The 17,049-nt window shown below is 74.1% G+C and carries 7 protein-coding genes; 1 reads left to right on the forward strand and 6 read right to left on the reverse strand.

What is annotated here, in order from left to right; all coding sequences use genetic code 11:
• Positions 1-131: 131 nt before the first annotated feature.
• Positions 132-1,685, forward strand: coding sequence for an MFS transporter (locus ABFY03_RS28250; protein WP_319010837.1), 1,554 nt, complete (start codon positions 132-134; stop codon positions 1,683-1,685).
• 83 nt (positions 1,686-1,768) lie between these two features.
• Here ABFY03_RS28250 and ABFY03_RS28255 read toward each other — a convergent pair whose 3' ends face one another.
• The 6 genes from ABFY03_RS28255 to ABFY03_RS28280 all read right to left on the reverse strand — a co-directional run bounded on the left by ABFY03_RS28255 (position 1,769) and on the right by ABFY03_RS28280 (position 16,969).
• The gene (locus ABFY03_RS28255; RefSeq protein WP_346171108.1) at positions 1,769-4,273 is read right to left on the reverse strand and encodes an Hsp70 family protein; all 2,505 of its coding nucleotides are present in this window, start codon (positions 4,271-4,273) and stop codon (positions 1,769-1,771) included.
• 76 nt (positions 4,274-4,349) lie between these two features.
• Positions 4,350-5,171 carry a nucleotide exchange factor GrpE gene (locus tag ABFY03_RS28260; protein ID WP_346171109.1) on the reverse strand — a complete coding sequence of 274 codons (822 nt, stop codon included), beginning with the start codon at positions 5,169-5,171 and terminating at the stop codon, positions 4,350-4,352.
• Positions 5,168-5,455, reverse strand: a complete 288-nt coding sequence (locus ABFY03_RS28265) for a hypothetical protein (RefSeq protein ID WP_319010834.1) — start codon at positions 5,453-5,455, stop codon at positions 5,168-5,170. The genes ABFY03_RS28260 and ABFY03_RS28265 overlap by 4 nt, the downstream gene beginning before the upstream one ends.
• Positions 5,452-7,380: a hypothetical protein gene (locus ABFY03_RS28270; RefSeq protein ID WP_346171110.1), complete on the reverse strand. Its 1,929-nt coding sequence runs from the start codon at positions 7,378-7,380 to the stop codon at positions 5,452-5,454. Before ABFY03_RS28270 ends, ABFY03_RS28265 begins: the two co-directional genes overlap by 4 nt.
• Before the next feature lie 362 nt (positions 7,381-7,742).
• Positions 7,743-10,001 (reverse strand): UvrD-helicase domain-containing protein, encoded by a 2,259-nt coding sequence (locus tag ABFY03_RS28275; protein WP_346171111.1) that lies wholly within the window; start codon positions 9,999-10,001, stop codon positions 7,743-7,745.
• Entirely contained in the window at positions 9,998-16,969 is a 6,972-nt protein-coding gene (locus ABFY03_RS28280; RefSeq protein WP_346171112.1) for a DEAD/DEAH box helicase, read from the reverse strand. Before ABFY03_RS28280 ends, ABFY03_RS28275 begins: the two co-directional genes overlap by 4 nt.
• Between the last annotated feature and the right edge of the window lie 80 nt (positions 16,970-17,049).

A 17,049-nucleotide genomic window follows, 5' to 3' on the forward strand; every position in this document is an offset into this window, starting at 1 on the left:
CGCCCACCGGCGGACGCTTGGGGCCTCGTGCTTGATCGACTGGTCGCGGCCGGGGGCCGGGCTTAGGGTCGAAAGGTGGACCAACCGGCCCACGGAGCCTGCGGTGAGGGCGCGACGCGCCATGAACGATCATGAGTAGTACACCGAAGCGGACGGATCCGGCGGTGGCCTCCACTCCCACCAGCTCGGGCGACGGCAAGGGCATCGCCCTCTTCGTCATCGCCTCCTGCCAGCTGATGGTCGTCCTGGACATCACCATCGTCAACATCGCGCTCCCGCACATCCAGAGCGCCCTCGACTTCTCGACCACCAGCCTCTCCTGGGTGGTCAACGCCTACACGCTGACCTTCGGCGGTCTCCTGCTGCTCGGCGGGCGGGCCGGCGACATCCTCGGCAGGCGCCGCGTCTTCATCTTCGGCGTGCTGCTGTTCGGACTCGCCTCCCTGCTCGGCGGATTCGCGCAGGAGTCGTGGCAACTCCTCGCGGCCCGAGCCCTCCAGGGCGTCGGCGGCGCGATCGCCTCGCCGACCTCGCTGTCGCTCATCACCACGACCTTCGAGGAAGGCCCGGAACGCAACCGGGCGTTCGGCGTGTTCGCGGGTGTCTCGGCGGGTGGCGGAGCGATCGGTCTGCTCGCGGGCGGGATGCTCGTCGAATGGCTCGACTGGCGCTGGATCTTCTTCGTGAACGTGCCGATCGCGCTGATGATCGCCCTGCTGACGCCCCGTCACGTCAAGGAGTCGGAGCGGCATCCCGGCCACTTCGACCTCGCCGGCGCACTGACGTCGACGCTCGGCATGGTGGCGCTGGTGTACGGCTTCATCCGGGCCGCCCAGGAGGGGTGGAGCGACCCGTGGACGATCGCCTCGTTCTGCGCGGCGGTGGTCCTGCTGGCTGCGTTCATCCTGGTGGAGCGAAGGAGCCGCCAGCCGATCACCCCGCTGCACATGTTCGCGGACCGCAACAGGGCGGGCACGTACGGCATGATGCTCTGCCTGGCGGCGGCGATCTTCGGGATGTTCTTCTTCCTGACCCTCTTCGTGCAGCAGGTCCTCGGCTTCAGCGCCCTGGAGGCCGGACTCGCCTTCCTGCCGGTCAGCGCGGTGATCGCGGTGGTGGCCGGCATCACCTCCCAGCTCCTGCCGAAATTCGGCCCGAAGCCCTTCATGGTGCTGGGCGCGCTCTGCCTGGCGGCGGGCCTCTCCTGGCTCACTCTGACGGACGTGCACTCCACCTACGTGGGCTCGATCCTCGGCCCGATGCTCGTCTTCAGCGCCGGCATGGGCCTGATGTTCGTCTCGCTGACCCTGATGGCCCTCTCCAACGTCCAGCCCGCCGAGTCCGGCGCGGCCTCCGGTCTGCTCAACGCGACCCAACAGGTGGGCGGTTCGCTCGGCCTCTCCATCCTGGTCACCGTCTTCGGCACCGCCAGCCGCAACGAGGCCGACGACCAGGTCCCCGCCTTCCTCGCCCAGGCGAGCCCCCCGGAGAAGGCCCGCTTCGCCGAGACCGGCCAGCTCCCGCCCCCCTGGGGCGACGAGGTCCTCACCGCGGGCGTCTCGGCCGGCTTCATCGTCGCCGCGGCCTTCGCGGTGGTGGCCTTCCTCATCGCCCTCTTCGTCATCCAGGTCCGCCCCTCGGACATCGAACGCCTGAAGGGCGGAGGGATGATGCCGCCCGGGTGAACCCGCCCCGGGCGGGTTCACCCGACCGGGCAGCCGGCCCCGCCCCGCCCCGCCGGTGACCACCACCCGGCGGGGTCCGCGCGTCACCGCTGCGACGGCAGGACGCTCGTCGGGGTCGTGAGGTCGCGGTCCTCGGCGAACTGCCCGCGGCCCTGCTCGCCGAGCCGGCCGAGCCGGACGAGCTGCGTGTCCTGCGCCGCCCGGTCGCCGGAGGCCATGGCGCTCCGCAGGGCGTCCCGGGCGGCGAGCACCTCGGTGCGCAGGGTGGCGGGGTACGAGTCCTGCTCGGCGAAGCGGATGGCGTACAGCGCGGTGCGGACCGCAGGGTCGATGCCGGGCCACAGGGTCTCGACCCGTTCCGTGGCCGTCCGCATGGCCTCGGTGTCCATCGTCTCGCGCGCGTCCTTGACGGCCTCGCCCGCCTTCCGCAGGTCGTCCAGGAGCGTGGGCGCCAGCAGGCCCGGGCCGCCCCGGGAGATGAGCCACGCACCCACCTGGGCGCTCCTGGCCCGGGTGCACAGGTCCAGGGCGTCTCGGGCGGTGTCGAGGAACCCGTCGAGGGAGCGGTTCACCGGCTCGCCGCGCCCCAGGGCCGCGAGGTCGTCCGCGATCTCGGTGAGGGCATCGAGCTCGGCGTGCGTGAGCTCCTGCCGCCAGGTGTCCAGGAAGGTGGCGTAGCCGGCCCGGAGGGCGGCGGCCTTCCGGCCGACGGACGCGGAGACGACGCTGCGCCGCAGCCGGGCGCCGTGCTCGTCGCCGGAGCCGATGCGGTACTTCAGGGCGATGGTCCGGTCGGCGTCGAGCCGTACGTACAGGGTGAGCGGCAGGTCGCCCCGGAGCCCCTCGGGCTGTTCGTGGAGGAAGCCGCCGCAGAAGTCGTTGCGCTGCGCGGAGCGGAGGTGGCGGCCCTCCCAGAGGTTGAACCGCACGGCGGTGCCGTTGTCGCCGCGGATCGCGAGGTCGTCGATCCGGTGCCAGTCGGTCGGGTACGGGGTGCCCCCGGGGAAGAGCACCTTCAGGGTGCCGTCCCGCAGCTCCATGCCGATGGGCTGGGCCGTGACCTGTTCGGCGAGCGCGGTGCCGAAGTCGCTCCCGCAGTTCGAACAGGCGCTCAGACCGGGGGCGTTGATCATGTCGCAGCCCGGGCACTTCAGGCCGCCGGTGTCCAGGGCGGTGTCGCAGTCGCCGCACACCGCCGCGGTGGCCGGGTTGTCGTCGCGGCCGCATTCCGGGCAGGTGACGAGCGCGACGGCGGGGGCGGCCGCGCGCAGCCCGGACAGGTCCGCGGCGCAGACCGGGCAGGCGGCGGTGGCCTCGGGGGCGGGGACGTGACAGCCCGGGCAGTCGACGGTGGCCGGGCCGAGCAGCGGCGTGGCACAGGCCGGGCACGCGTCGGAGTCGACGGGGATCCCCTCCCGGGTGCAGGTCTCCGACGGGCAGTCGAGCGTGTCGAGGAGCCCGGCCTCCACGGCGGCGCCGTGGGCGACCGCCGTCATGGGGTCCACGGCGTCCGACACCGTGTCCATGCCGAAGAGGTCCTGGAGGCCGCGCCGGACGGCCGGCACGAGGGTGGAGCCGCCGACCAGCAGGACCCGCTGGACGTCCTCCGGCGTCGCGCTGTACTCGGTCAGCACCTGCTCGACCGTCTCCCGCATCCTGCGCAGGTGGCCGGTGAGGAGCTGCTCGAACTCGGCGCGCCGCACGGTCCCCGCCCAGGAGCCGCCCTGGCGCCCGAGCGGGGAGAGGACCACCTCGGAGGCGTCCTGCCCGGACAGTTCGATCTTCGCGCGCTCGGCGGCGTTCCGGATCCGGAAGGCGTCGCCCTCCCCGTTGGGCTCCCGGCCGCCGAGCCGGTCCCGCAGGTAGCCGTCGAGCACCGCGTCGAAGTCGGCGCCGCCGAGGAGGTTGTCCCCGCCGAGTCCGGCCACCGAGAAGTGGCCCGGGCCGATCGTCAGGAGCGACACGTCGAAGGTGCCGCCGCCCAGGTCGAAGACGAGCACGGTGGCGTACTCCTTGAGCCCGTCCTCGCCCGTCCGGACCCCGAAGGCGTGCGCGGCGGCCGTCGGTTCCTGCACCACCCGCGCCACGTGGAACCCGGCCAGCCGGCCCGCCTCGCGCACCGCCGCGATCTGCGGCTCGGCGAAGTAGGCGGGCACGGTGATCACGGCCCGCCGGAACGGCACGCCCGCCGCGTCCTCGGCGTCCTTCCGGAGCCGGCGGAGCAGGACGGCGGAGACCTGCACGGGGGAGAGCCAGTGGGTGCCGAGCCGCACCTGCACCGTGCCGTCCGGGCCCTCCCGGACGGGCGGCGCGTCGGCGGGGCGCGTCGCCAGCGCCTTCTGGACGAGGTCGTCGTCCCAGCGCCGCCCGATCAGCCGCTTGACCTCCGTGATCACGGAACCGGGCTGCGCGGAGCGCCAGTTGAGGGCCTCCTGCCCGACGAGCAGGGTGCCGAGCGGGTCCACCCCGACGGCCGACGGGGTCGCCTGGCCGCCGTCCCGGTTGCGCAGGACGACGGGGACTCCTTCGCGCATCCAGGCGGTGACGGAGTTGGTGGTGCCGAGGTCGATGCCGAGGGTCCGGTGCATGGCGGGGCGCTTCCTGATCGTGGTGGTCCGGCGGAGGCGGGGGGCGGTGGTCGGAAGGGACGGTGACGGGGGAGGATCAGTCGGTGCGGCGGGGCCGCCGGGGCCGGCGCGTCCGGCGCACCGACGGCTTGCGGAGCAGCCGCCGCTGCGCACGACTGGTGCGCCGAGCCTGGGCACGCACGGGTTCGGCCGCGGCCCCGGACTCCGCTACGGGATCGGATACGGGCTCTGCGGCGGGCCCGGTTTCCGGTACGGGTTCGGCGGCGGGCCCGGTTTCCGGTACGGGTTCGGCGGCGGCTCCGGTTTCCGGTACGGGCTTGATCGCGGGCCCGGTTGCCGGTACGGGATCGGGCGCGGCCCCGGCTCCCGGCACGGGCTCGGCCGTCCCCCCGGCTTCCGGTACGGGATCGGGCGCGGGCACCGGCGCGGGCCCCGGCACCGACACGACCACCTGCGCCGCCCGCAGGGTGACGGGCCCCCGGCGGAAGCCGGTGACCGTCTCCCGCAGCACGGTTCCGCCCGGACGGTCCGGGTCCGGCTCCGTGCCGACGACCCGCATCTCGGCGGGGTCGACGGCCCTGCCCACGACCTCCATCGGGCTGACGTCGTGCCGCTCGAACTCGGCGCGCAGCATCAGATGCGCCGCGTCGATCTGCTCGCCCAGCGCGAGCGCCGCCGAGGCGGTCTCCCGGGCGGAGCGTGCCTCGTGCAGGACCCCGGCCCGGAGACGGGTGTCGGCGAGCACGTCGTCCAGCGACAGCAGCGCGCCCAGCAGGGCGTGCAGCCGGGCCTCGGCCTCGTCGCGCTTCTCGGACAGCGCGGCGACCCGGCGGCGCAGCCGGTCCAGTTCGGACGGCGGGCCGCCCGCTTCGGCGGGGAGGGGACCTGGGCCGGTCATGGGCGCTCCTCGGGGGCGTGGGGCGGCAGGGGCGGGGTGAGCATCTCGGCGACGAGCGCGGCGACGGGCGTACGGGAGTGCTGGTTGGCCCCGTGGACCAGGGCGTGCCTGGCCGGGTCCTTCCGGGCCGCGGCGGCGGACAGTTCCGGGGCCGCCCTCCTGCGGAGGTCCACGGGCCGGGTGCCGGGCGGGGCGTCGGGCAGGAGCTCGTGGAGCGTGGGCCCGAACCAGGGGAGCGGGGAGGGGGCGGAGGAGGTCCGCGGGCTTTCGCCGCCGGTGCTCACCAGAGGGTGTCCTGTCCGGAGTCGGAGGAGGGTCGGGGGGTGCGGCGCTCGCGCCGGTAGAGGGGGGCCCGGGCGGGCGTCCCGGCGCGGACGCCGTCCGCGCAGGCGCGGTCGTGCCGCGCCCCTTCGGTGTCGCCGGCCTGTTCGCGGGCCCGGGCGCGGCACAGGTAGGCGCCCCGCACGGCCCGGGCGAGGGCCGGGTCGGCGCCGGTCGGGATCCGGCCCCCGAGGAACAGGTCGATGAGGTCCGTCCAGGCCGCGTCGGCCTGGAGGTGCAGGGCGAGGTGGAGGAGCGCCCCGTCGGCCATCCTGGCGACGTCGCCCCGGCCGGGGCCCGGGATGGCCGCCGCCGTGGAGAGCAGCGCGGCCCGGCGTTCCAGGGCGGCGCGGCGGGCGAGGAGGACGCCGCGCTGCCGGGCGGCCGCGACCTCCGAGGCGACCCGGCGTTCCAGGGCGGCGCCGTCCTCCGGGCCGGCGAGGGGGGTCCCGGTGTCCGTGCGCCGGGCCGCGGCGACCAGGAGGGCCGCGAGCCGGTCGTCGACGAGCTCGCCGTCGTACGCGCCGGCCGGGTCCTGGTGGCGGAGCAGCGCGAGGACGGCGCCCCGGGCCTCGTCGGAGCGTCCGGCGACGGCTGCGGTCACGGCGTGCTCGGTGTAGTGGTTCTCCAGCCACCGCCGGGCCGGCCCGTGGCCCGGGTGGCGGCTGAGCAGCCCGCGCACCTGGTCGGCCGGGATGCCGTCCCCCGTGTAGGTCCCCTGGAGCGCCTTCTCCAGGTCCGCCCGCAGCTGGGCGTCGAGGCCCGCGAGGGCGGCGGGGTGACCCGGCGTCACGGCGAGGGCGCGCGCGTACCAGTCTCGGCTCGCCCGGGGATCGGTGGCGGCGGTCCGCTCGCCCTGCCGTACCAGCTCGGCGGTGAGCTCTCCGGCCAGGAGCTCGTCCTCCGGCAGCAGGGCGAGGGCCTGTTCGAGGCCTTCGATCCGGGCGAGGGGGGCGTTGTCGCGCCCGGTGCGGCTGCGCCCGACGTTCTTCCCGGCGCGGAGGACGTCGGCCCGCTCCTCGGCGCCGAGGGGGTGCCCGAGCCGTACCGCCGCGCCGAGGTCGGCGAGCGCCTCGCCCCACGCGCCGGCCCGCACCCGGTCCCGGCCCCGGTCCACCAGGGCCCGGCGCAGGAAGGGCGCGCACGCGCGGTGTTCGGGAGCCTCCTCGGACCAACGGCCCACAGCCGGGTGGCGGGTGGCGTAGGCGGCGAGGAGGTCGTCTCCGCGTCCGTGGTGGGCGAGCTGCCGGGCGGCCTCCTCGACGGAGACCAGGGCGTGCGGTCCCGCGTCCGTGGGCACGTCGGCGAGGAAGACGGCACCGATCTGGCACTCGGCCTCCCAGGCCGTGTGCCAGGCGGCGAGCGCGTCCCGCCCGGCCCGCGCGTCGTGGGCGCGCAGCAGTTCGGCGACGCGGCCCCGGAGCTGTCCGATGGCCTGCTCCCAGAGCTCGTCGGACACGGGCGCGCCCCGCCGCTCCTGGAGCAGGGCGCGGAAGCCGCCCAGGTCCTCGTCCTCCAGGAGGTACGCCCACAGCACGATCACGATCGCGGCGACGCCGGCGTCCTCGTGCCGTCCCTCCCGGGCCAGTTCGCGCAGCGCGCTGACGGCGAGGGCGTGGACGACGCCGGTCTCCGCCCCGTAGGGCGCGTCCGGGCAGCGCCTGACCGCTTCCGGCCAGTTGCCGGCCCGCGCGGCCAGGGCGCCGAGGAGCACGTCGTACCGCACCGCGGCGGGATCGGCGCCGGGCGCGCCGAACTCGCTCCGGAGCCGGTGGAGAAGGGGCCGCACGATGTCGAACTCGGCGCGCAGGAAAGCCTGTACGGCGGCGTCCAGCAGGGATTCCGCCGTGACGGGCGGACCGCCCCCGCCGTTCGTGTCCACCCGCAAGCCCGTGCCCCCCTCGCTCCGCCCCCGACGCAGCGACAACCACCGTAGGGAGGCGTGTCGGCGAGGTCAACGCGCTCCCGGCGGGCAGGTCGACCTTGGCGGGATTTCGCCTTGGAGGGGACGTGCGACGACGGTGCGCCGCCGAGCCGGCGGCGCACCGTCGTGGCGGATCGGGCGTCAGATGTCCCGGAAAGGATTCCGCGGTTCTGTGACCTGCCACGATCCGTCTTCCTGAGTCGCTGACCTGTGCAGATCGTCTTTCGGCTGTTTCACGGTCGTGCTCGTTGACTCGGCCGAAAGTCCCAGAGAAGTCCCAGAGGGCACCCACCGGGCGTGTTCGTGGGCTCTCGCCCAGCTCCGCGCTACTCCTGTTGCGTCAGCCCGGGGCCCAGGAACGGACTGGGGTTGCCGTGCCAGAAGACATCCACGCTGTCCCGAGCCCTGGTGGCTGCCACGAACAGCAGCGACCGGGCCCGCTGCATCTCGTGGCGGTACCGCACCGGGTCGCTCGTGCGCAGCCGGCTCACCGCCTCGCGCGGCACCAGGCCGTCCGACACGCCCGCGATGATCATCCGCTGGTATTCGAGTCCCTTGAACCGGAACATCGTGCCGATGTGCACGCCGCCGTCGCCCTGCGGGCCGTCGGCACGGATCTCCACCGGCCGGATTCCGTGCGTGCCGAGCGTGTAGCCGATCTCGGCGGCCATTTGGTTCGTCGGCACACAGATGGCGATCTGTTCGTGCGGAATGGCCAGATCGGGGTCGGCGTCCCAGCCTGCGATGAGGGCCGCGATGCCTTCCCGCTCGGCGGCCCAGTCCGGGTAGGAGTGCCCTGACGGCTGCCGTCCGCTGAGTACGGACCGGTAGCCCGCCAGCGTCTCCTTGTCGCCGTCGAGGTCGTCGTAGTCCGTCTCGCCCAGCACGTCGAGCGCGGAGCGGAGAATCTGCCGCGTCGTGCGGTAGCTCAGGCTCAGCTTCGACGACCGGCCCCGGATGTTGACGCCCAGGCTGCCCAGCGTCACCTGGTTCTTGTAGATGCGCTGATGGGTGTCGCCGACCAGGAACAGGTCGTCCGCCTCTCGGGGCGCCATCGCGCGCAGCATCTTCCAGTGCGCCGGGCGCAGGTCCTGGGCCTCGTCCACCACGATGTGCCGGTACCGGTAGCGCAGCCAGCCGCCGGAGCCGTCCGCGACGTGGATGTTGTCGAGGCCGCCGGCCTCCTCCCGCTGCCGCACGAGGGAGAGGATGCGCTGTTCGCGGCCCATCTCCAGCCGGGCGGCGCGCTCGGCGACCTGGTCCCAGGTCTGGCGTCCGAGCCGGTCCAGGCGCTGGGTGAAGCGTTCCGCGAGCTGCCAGATTGCGGCGCGCTCGCCTCGGGTGACGTTCCGGCCGCGGCCGGCCCGCCGGGCGCGGAAGTAGTCGGTGCGCGTGGCGACGGCCTGCCCCAGGATCACCTGGGTCCATTCGTCGTGCAGGAACTCGGGGTCCCAGCCTTCCTCGCCCAGCTCGTCGAGCAGCGCCCGCCATTCCCGTACGGCCTGGCTGTCGTCCATCACCTGCTTGCCGCTGCCCGGTTCGGCCTCGCGCACGATGCGCAGCGCCAGCTGGTCGACGTGGCTGACCTCGACCCGTGCCAGCAGCTCCTCGCCGCCCAGTTCCAGCAGGCGGGAGCGCAGGTCCGCGGCGAGGTTCTTGTTGTAGGTGGTGAGGAGGATCGGCTTGTCGCGGCCGGGCGGCAGCTGCCGCACCAGATGACGCACCCGGTGCAGGCCGACGATGGTCTTGCCCGTGCCGGGACCGCCGCCGACCCGGGCCGGACCCGAATAACGCCGTTCCACGAGCTTGGCCTGAGTGGGATGGAGGAAGACCTTCCAGCGGCTGAAGTCGCCGCCCTCCAAGGCTTCCCGGAGCGCCTCGTCGGAGGTGGTGACGACCGTGGCCGGGCGCTGCGCCGCGGCCTGGAAGTCGTCGGGGTCGACCGGCTCGGCGACGGCGACGGGCGTCGTCACCTGGTCGAGGACCTCGTCGTACGCCTTGCCGTCGAAGAGGGCGAGCAGGACCTCGCCGGTGAGCTGGGGCGCGTACTCGACGAGGCCGAGGAGCTGGTCCTCGGTGGTGAGCGTCCGGATGACCGGGAGCAGCGGCTCGGCGACGCCGAGCTCCGACAGCTGGGCGTCGGTCCAGGACGCGAAGAGCTCCTGCGGCTTGGCCGTTTCGGGCGCGGGAGCCTCGGGTGCGGCCGGCGACGGCGCGGACGGGGCGGGAAGCCGGCGGAGGACGCTCTCCTCCACGACTTCCAGGTCGACGTACTCGATGCCACCGGTGACCTGGTTGACCTGCGCCGACAGCTGGTCGTAGACGTCCTTGCGATGCTTGACGGAGACGATCAGCCAGTCGTCCTCGGCGAGCCGGATCAGCAGCGCCCGGTAGTCGTCGCTGACGCGCGCCGACCACAGCCGGCTGTCTCCCTTGAGCTGCTGGAGCTTGAGGCCGGTGGTGTGCGGGTTGGCCTTGAACTTGTGCTGGAAGTCGAAGAAGGCGCCCTTGACCGTGCGGGGGAGCTTGAGGATCTCCTTGTCGGCCTTGTCGAGCAGGCGCAGCGTCACGCCCGAGGCGGTCATCGTGTGTGCTCCCCGTCACTGGTGCTGTCATGGTTCGTGTCCCGGCCCCGTCCGAGCAGCCGGGCGGCCAGTTCGGCAGCGTCCCAGGCCGTCGCCGTACGGACGTCCCAGCCGGCCGCCGCGAAGGCCTTGTCCCGGTCCGCGGCCTCGTGGTCGGGTTCCGGGCCGTCGTCGCGGGCGGCGAGGACCACGCCGACGCGAGCCGCGGGCCACGCAAGTTCGGCCTGCCAGCCCCGCTCGTCGAGCTCGTGACCGTCCTCGGGCGCGGGCACCCCGGCCTCCGCCAGGGACAGGGCCAGCTCGGCCAGGCCCGCCTCGTCGGGGTCGAGGAATTCGAGCACCGGGTCCCAGCCCGGATCCCGGCCGGTCACCGTTGCCGCGACCGGCTCGGCGGCCGCTGCCGTCACTCCGGCGGAGGCCGCGGCAGCGGCGACCGCGGCCGCCGGCGTGCCGTCCCGGACGGCGCCGACCTCGACCGCCGCCGCCTCGGCCGCGACCGGCGCCGACTCCTTCCGGGGAATCTCGGTCCTGGCGGACTGCAGCCATCCCTCGCCGCCGGTCACGGTCAGCGCTTCGGTGGCGAAGCCGTCGACGAGGCTCGTGGTGAGCTGGGCGCTGTCGCCGCCCCCGTGGTCCAGGAACTGCAGCACGTTGCTCCAGTACAACCAGGCCCGCCAGCGCCTCCGGTGAGCCCGCGCGTCGGCGATGGCCTCGGCACTGTCGTCGAGCACGGTCAGACCCGTCCACACCGGCGGGGTGCGCCGGCCGTCCGCGGCCAGGACGAGCCGGCAGCCGGAGGCGTCGGGCCCGTACACCAGCCGGACCGGTCCCGCCGGACCCGTGACCGTACCGCCGCCCAGCGCCGACAGCAGGGCCGGCCCGAGGCCGTCCGTCCCGAGGGCGGCGGCGCGGACGCCGGCCGCGCCGATGAGCCCCGCGGCGGCGGCTTCGGTCCGCCGCTGCCAGCGTGCGGCATCGGGCGTGCGCAGATAGGCGAGCAGGAGCCGGGCGGGGTTGACCCAGACGGCGTCGGACAGTTCGCCGGGCAGTCCTCCGCCGATGCGGCTGTAGTAGTCGCGTGCCCGGTTCTGCGCGTCCGCGGGGTAGGGCTGCCAGACCGGGTCGGCCGGGCCCGCCGCCGCGTATCCGGTGTCCCGGACGCGCTCGCGCCATTCCTTGACGTCGTCGTACGACAGCTGGAACACCCGCAGTCCCTCGCTGCGCAGGCCGGTCCGCTTGGTGGCGTCGTCGGCCAGCCGGTTGTGCTCGGGGGTCGCGTGGTAGGCGAAGCCGTCGAGGTACACCGCGACGCGGGGGCCGGGCGCGTCGAGGCGTTCGAGGAGTATGTCGGGCCGGGTGCCGTCCAGGGCGCGCTGCTGCGAGACACGCCAGCTCACCGTCGTCCCGTCGTCACCCGTCAGCCGCAGGTCGAGCGCGTAGGTGCCGGCCGACGTGGTGTACGCGTCGGCGGTGGCTCCGGAATCGGCGAGCCTCGCCCACTCCTGGAGCGTCTCGATGAACAGGATCTCCAGATCGCTCTCGGCCTGCCGCTCCAGCGGGATGTGCCGGGTCGTCGCGACGGGTGAGGTCCGCCAGCGCGAACCGTCCTCGCCGAGGAGGTCCTCCAGCATCTGCCGCACCTCGTTGCGGCTGACCTTGTCGTAGTCGGCCGCAGGCACGCGCCGCAGCAGGCACTGGTGGCAGCCGTCGAGACCCTTCTCGCGGCACCCGCAGTCCTCGATGACGTCCCGCGCCTTGAGCAGCACGTCCCGGAAGCCGTCGGCGGACGCGAGCCGGTGCAGGTAGCCGGTGCCTCCCGGGAGGCGGTCGTAGACCACGAGGAACCGCCGAGGCCAGTCGGAGCCGTCGGCGCCCAGGTGGTCGGGCATCGTCGCCTCGGCGATGTCGATGTGGTCGGGATCGCCGCCGTACTGGGCCGCGATGCCCGCGAACAGCGCCGCCGTGAACGACGCGAGGCGCTCCTTGGCACGGGCCACGGATGCGGGCAGCAGGATGCGCACCGCCTCCGTGGTGAGCTCGTGCGCGAGCAGCAGCGGCACGTCCTCCCTCTTGCCCTGCTGCTCGGCCGGTCCGGCTGCCGGTGCTTCCCTGGTGCGGCGGCGCGGACACCACAGCAGGTGGTGGGCGGCGGCCGCGGTGCTCGCCGCGCTGGAGTCCGTCAGCGCGTGCTGGGGCACGTCCACGACCGGACGGCCCTCGGCCGTCGCGCCGCCGCAACCGGTGCACACGTAGAAGGGGTTGAGTCGCACGTCCGCGCCGGCGAGCGGCACGGTGCTGCTGCCCTCCTCCCGGTCGAGACCCAGGTTGAGCGTGCGGATCTTCGCGTGCCGGGTGAAGTCCACGCCGAAGACGGCCGTCTCGTGCCGCCACGACCCGGGGGTGATCCGCTCCGGGTCGACGTCGACAGTCGTCAGCACCGCGTAGTGCCGGCGGTCCCGCTCGTCGCGGTCGTCCCGCACCCGGGCATCGTCCCGCTTGTCACGGGAGACGACGCGCCGCGGCTGGAGCACGTACTGCACGCAGCCCGCGTCGGCGATCTCCCGCCCGCCGCAGCGGGGACACGGGCTGGTGTCCTTCCTGGCGTCGTGCGTACGGACGTACCCGCACGCCGGGCAGAGCCGCCACTCGGCCCAGGCCCGTCGGTCCGGGGTGCCCACGTCGAGGGCGCGCACCACGTGCCGGTAGCCGTTGACGTAGAAGCTGTTCCCGGGGGCCAGTTCGGTCAGGGCGAGCTTGCGGGAGCGCTCGTAGTCCCGCGTCTCGCTGCGATACACCCGCTTGGCCGGGTCCCCCGCGGGGTTCTCCGGCCGGGTGTCCTCCTCGTCGTCGGCCGTCTCCGTCCAGTACAGCGTCGCTTCCAGCTGCGTGGTGGTGTCGGTGAGGCTGTAGTTCGGCAGCAGTCCGAGTTCCACCAGGGTGCCGTGCGCGCTCGACTGGCTGAGTTCACGCAGCAGGTCGCCCGCGCTGCGCCGTTCGGCGAGCAGTTCCCGGCGTTCGCGGTCCTGGACGACGTCCGTGCGGACCAGGTGCTCGGCGGCCTCGTCGATCGCGGCGATCCGGCGCCGGAGCTCCTCGCGCCGGCCGGTCCAGTCCTCCTCCGCCTCCTGCAGCGCCCGGACGATGCCGCCGGTGGCGTACGCCCTGAGCTCGTCCGCCGCGTACGGCGAGACGCCGCCGTCGGCATCGTCGCCGCCCCCCGGGAACAGGGCGAGGAACTCCTCGACCAGCGTGGCGCCGTGGGTCTGTGCGGCGTCCGCCAGGTCCTGGCACCAGCCCGTGGTGCCGAACAGGGCGGAGGACAACCGGGGCACCGGCTGCAGGAGTTCGCCGTCGGACGTCCGCAGCCCGCCGCTCGCCGCGAGGTCGAGGAGCCGGGCCGTGTACTGGCGGCGCAGGATCTCCACGGCCGACAGGTAGCAGCCGGGAGGAAGGATCGCCCCCGCGATCATCTCCGACGGCTCGTCCAGGTAGTACAGGTCGCGGGCGCGGCGCCCGCCGAAGGCGACCACCAGCGCGTTGCCCGTCCGGCGTCCCGCGCGGCCCGCCCGCTGCACGTAGTTGGCGGGGCCCTTGGGCAGGGAACCGAGCAGCACGGCGGACAACTCGCCGATGTCGATGCCGAGTTCCAGCGTCGGCGTGCACGACAGCACGTTCGGGTCGGTGTAGTGCGTGCCCGCCTTGAAGCTGCGCTCGACGCGCTCCCGCTCCGGCCTGGTGAGCATGCCCGTGTGCTCCGCGGTGACCACGCGGAACGTCCCGCCGGTCAGGTAGAGCCGGCGGTAGTAGTCGCCGGTGTAGTCCCGCTCGCGGACCGCCGATCCGAACCCGGAGGTACCGGACCCGCTGCGCGGCATGCCCGCCTGGGGCGGGGTCAACAGTCCCTTGCACCGGTAGCGCGGGCACGGGTGCCCGTACCAGCGGGTGCGCCGCTCCGGCGCCACGACCTGTTGCCAGCCGCAGTCCTCGCAGCTGACGAACGCCTTGTTGACGACGGCGTCGTCGAGCAGTCGTGCCTCGATGTGCCCCGGCTGCAGTCCGTAGAGCCGTGTCTGCCGGTCCCGGGCGGTGCGCACCGCGAGGACCCGCTCGTCGGCGAGGGCGGGCAGCAGCCGCCGCAGGTACTCGGTGGCGCCGGCGGCGTCCAGGCCGAGACAGCGGCGGGTCCAGTCCTGGTACCAGCCCAGCCGGCCGGTGATCGCGTCGAACTCCGACCTGTCCTTCTGCCCGTCCAGCAGGAAGCGGGGCGGAGCCACGCCTTCGGGGAACGCGGGCATGCCTTCCGGCCTGCGGCCGGAGATGAGGTACCGGTTGGTGCCGGCCTCCTTCATCCAGGTGTCGAGCCACCGGTGGTGCACCGCGCCCCGCAGCCGCAGCCGCTCCAGCAGGCCGCGGACGTAGGCGAGGTAGCGGTCGGGCGTGGGCAGTCCGCCGGCGACGAGGAGCTGGCCCGGCAGGGCCAGGTGGATGTCGCGGGCGAGCGCCGTGACGCGCTCGGGCTCCGCGACGACCACTTCGGCCGCGGCGGTCCGCGTCAGCTCCAGGGTGCGGCCCATGCGGCTGCGCAGCCCGAACTCCATGACGGTGGCGAAGGCGAGACGCTCGCCGATCAGCTTCCACGTCCGTGCGTCGCCGGTGCCGCGTCCCGACAGGAGCCGGTCGACTCCGGGCTCGTCGTGCAGGTCGGGAGGCACGACGGCGGCCAGCGCCTCGGGGTCGTCCACCGACTCCAGGACGTGCCCGATCAGGTCGTTGAGCGCGGTCGGCGCGCCCGACTCGTCCAGGTTGTGGGCGAGCAGCGAGCGCAGCGAGAACTTGTACGAGGCGTTCGCGACGTATCCGGCCCGGTGGGCGGCGTCCTGCGTGGAGTCGTTGAAGAGCAGCGTCTTGCGCTCCTCCGGTACGAGCGCGATGTCGCCGCCCGTGAACAGCTGGGTGACGGTCGCCGAGGCGAGCGCCGCCTGCGCGGTGCCGAGGAAGCGGATGCTGTTGTCGGTGTGGCAGGCCGGGCAGCGGTCGTCCTTGGCGGCCCGGTCGGCCGACTTCTTGTCGAGCACGGCAAGGGCGAACCAGGCGTCGATCAGGTCGCCCGCGTCCGACGGCGTCGGCAGCCGGTAGGTGCCCTGCCCGCCGTCGAGCACCACGACCGACAGCGGGTCGACCCCGCCGCCGTCCGACGGGCGCGCACCGGTCAGCGCGTCCAATGTCTGCTGCCGCTCGCTCTGCGTGGCGGCGATGAAGTAGCGCAGGCGCCGCTTGTCCCGGCCCACGGACGCCCGCCAGATCCGGTCCTGGGCCATGACCAGCCGCTGCGGGTCCGCCTCGGGGGACAGCGCGGCCCAGCCGGAACGGCCGCAGTTGCGGCAGTACACCGCTGGCAGATGCACCTCGGCCGGCCGGACCGCGGTGTCCGCCCCGGGCAGCGGCTGCGGCCGCGCCGAGGCCGATGGCCAGCCGGCGGACGACCCGTCGGACTCCTCGTCGCCGGCCGGGGCGGCGTGCAGCGCGGCACGGCGCGCCGCCGTGCGGTCGTCCTCGTACCAGCGGAACTCCGGGGCCGCCCCCACGCCCCGCAGCACCCGGGTGACGGGCCGGACCCACAGGTGGGCCTCGATGTGCAGCAGCGGCCGGGGCCGGCGTTCGTCGGACTCCGGGTCGCGCGCTGCCGACAGGAGGGCGACGAACCGCGACAGCGCCTGGAGCACGAGCTGCGGGTTCTCCCGCGCGGTGCGGCCCCACGCGTACCCGAAGCGGGCCAGCCGGTCCCGCAGCCCCCACTCGTCCAGCGGATCCCCGCCGAGCAGCGACAGCACGCCGTGGGTGAAGTCGTGGCGCTTGAGCAGCCGTCCGATGCGAAAGGCGTCGAGGCCGGAGCGGCCGAGCAGCCGCTCCGCCAGCCCGTCCAGGTCCAGCAGATCGGGCTGGGCCTCCACACCGGGACCGCCCGAACACGTGATGACCTCCTGCGGTGTCGGCGGCTCGGGCAGCTCGTAGTCCACGGCGCCCGTGAACTCCTCGGCCGACATCCGCTCCTCGCCGACCACCGCGTCCGCCGGGAAGGGCATCCCGAACACCCGCGACGCCACGTCGAGGATGCCGCCGGCCTCCTTGCCCGCGGCGTCCGCCGGGCCTTCGCCCAGGGTCGCCGAGGTCGCCACCGGACAGATCGACCCGAGCGGCCGGCCCGGCCGTGACGCACCGGTCGCCGCGGCCAGCCGCCGCAGCAGCATGGCCACGTCGGTGCCCTGCGCCCCGTCGTACGTGTGGAACTCGTCCAGCACGACGTACGTGAGGTCGGCGCCTTCCCACAGGGAGCGGTCCTCGCCGCGCTGGAGCAGCAGGTCGAGCATCTTGTAGTTGGTGATCAGCACGTCCGGCGGCGACACGCGCATCTCCTCGCGCCGGGTCATCACCCGGCGGAAGTCCGTGTCGGGACGGTCGCCGATGTACAGACCGGCCGTCACCTGCGCCAGCTCGGGCCGCGCCAGGTAGTCGCCGATGCGGCCGGCCTGGTCGGTGGCGAGCGCGTTCATCGGGTACAGCAGGACGGCCTTGACGCCCCGGTTGCCGCGCGCCCGCTCGCGGCGGCAGTGGTCGAGCACCGGGATCAGGAACGACTCCGTCTTGCCGGAGCCCGTCCCGGTGGTCACCAGCGTCGGCCGGGCCGGACCGTGCAGCGTGGACAGCCGCGCCCACGCCCGGGCCTGGTGCCGGTACGGGGCGAAGCCGGGGAACCCGGCCGTCCACTCCAGCTCCCGCTGCCAGCCGTCGTCGGCCACGTGGAACGGCGTCCGGATCCGGAGGTACGGCCCCCGGAAGATCCCCGTCTCGGGATGCCCGAGAAAGCGCTCCAGGGCACGCCGGGTGCCCTCGTCGGCGAGGGCGTACGTCGTCGTGAGGTACTGCGTCAGACTGCCGCGCAACTGGGCGGCGGCCATGGTGGGCTTCACGACGGTCCCCTTTTTCTTGCCGATGCCCTGATGATCGATACCACCGTATAAGGAAGCCGATCCCTACACTGACGCCCCTC

Origin of the sequence: Streptomyces roseofulvus (assembly GCF_039534915.1) — a bacterium.
Lineage (GTDB): Bacteria > Actinomycetota > Actinomycetes > Streptomycetales > Streptomycetaceae > Streptomyces > Streptomyces roseofulvus.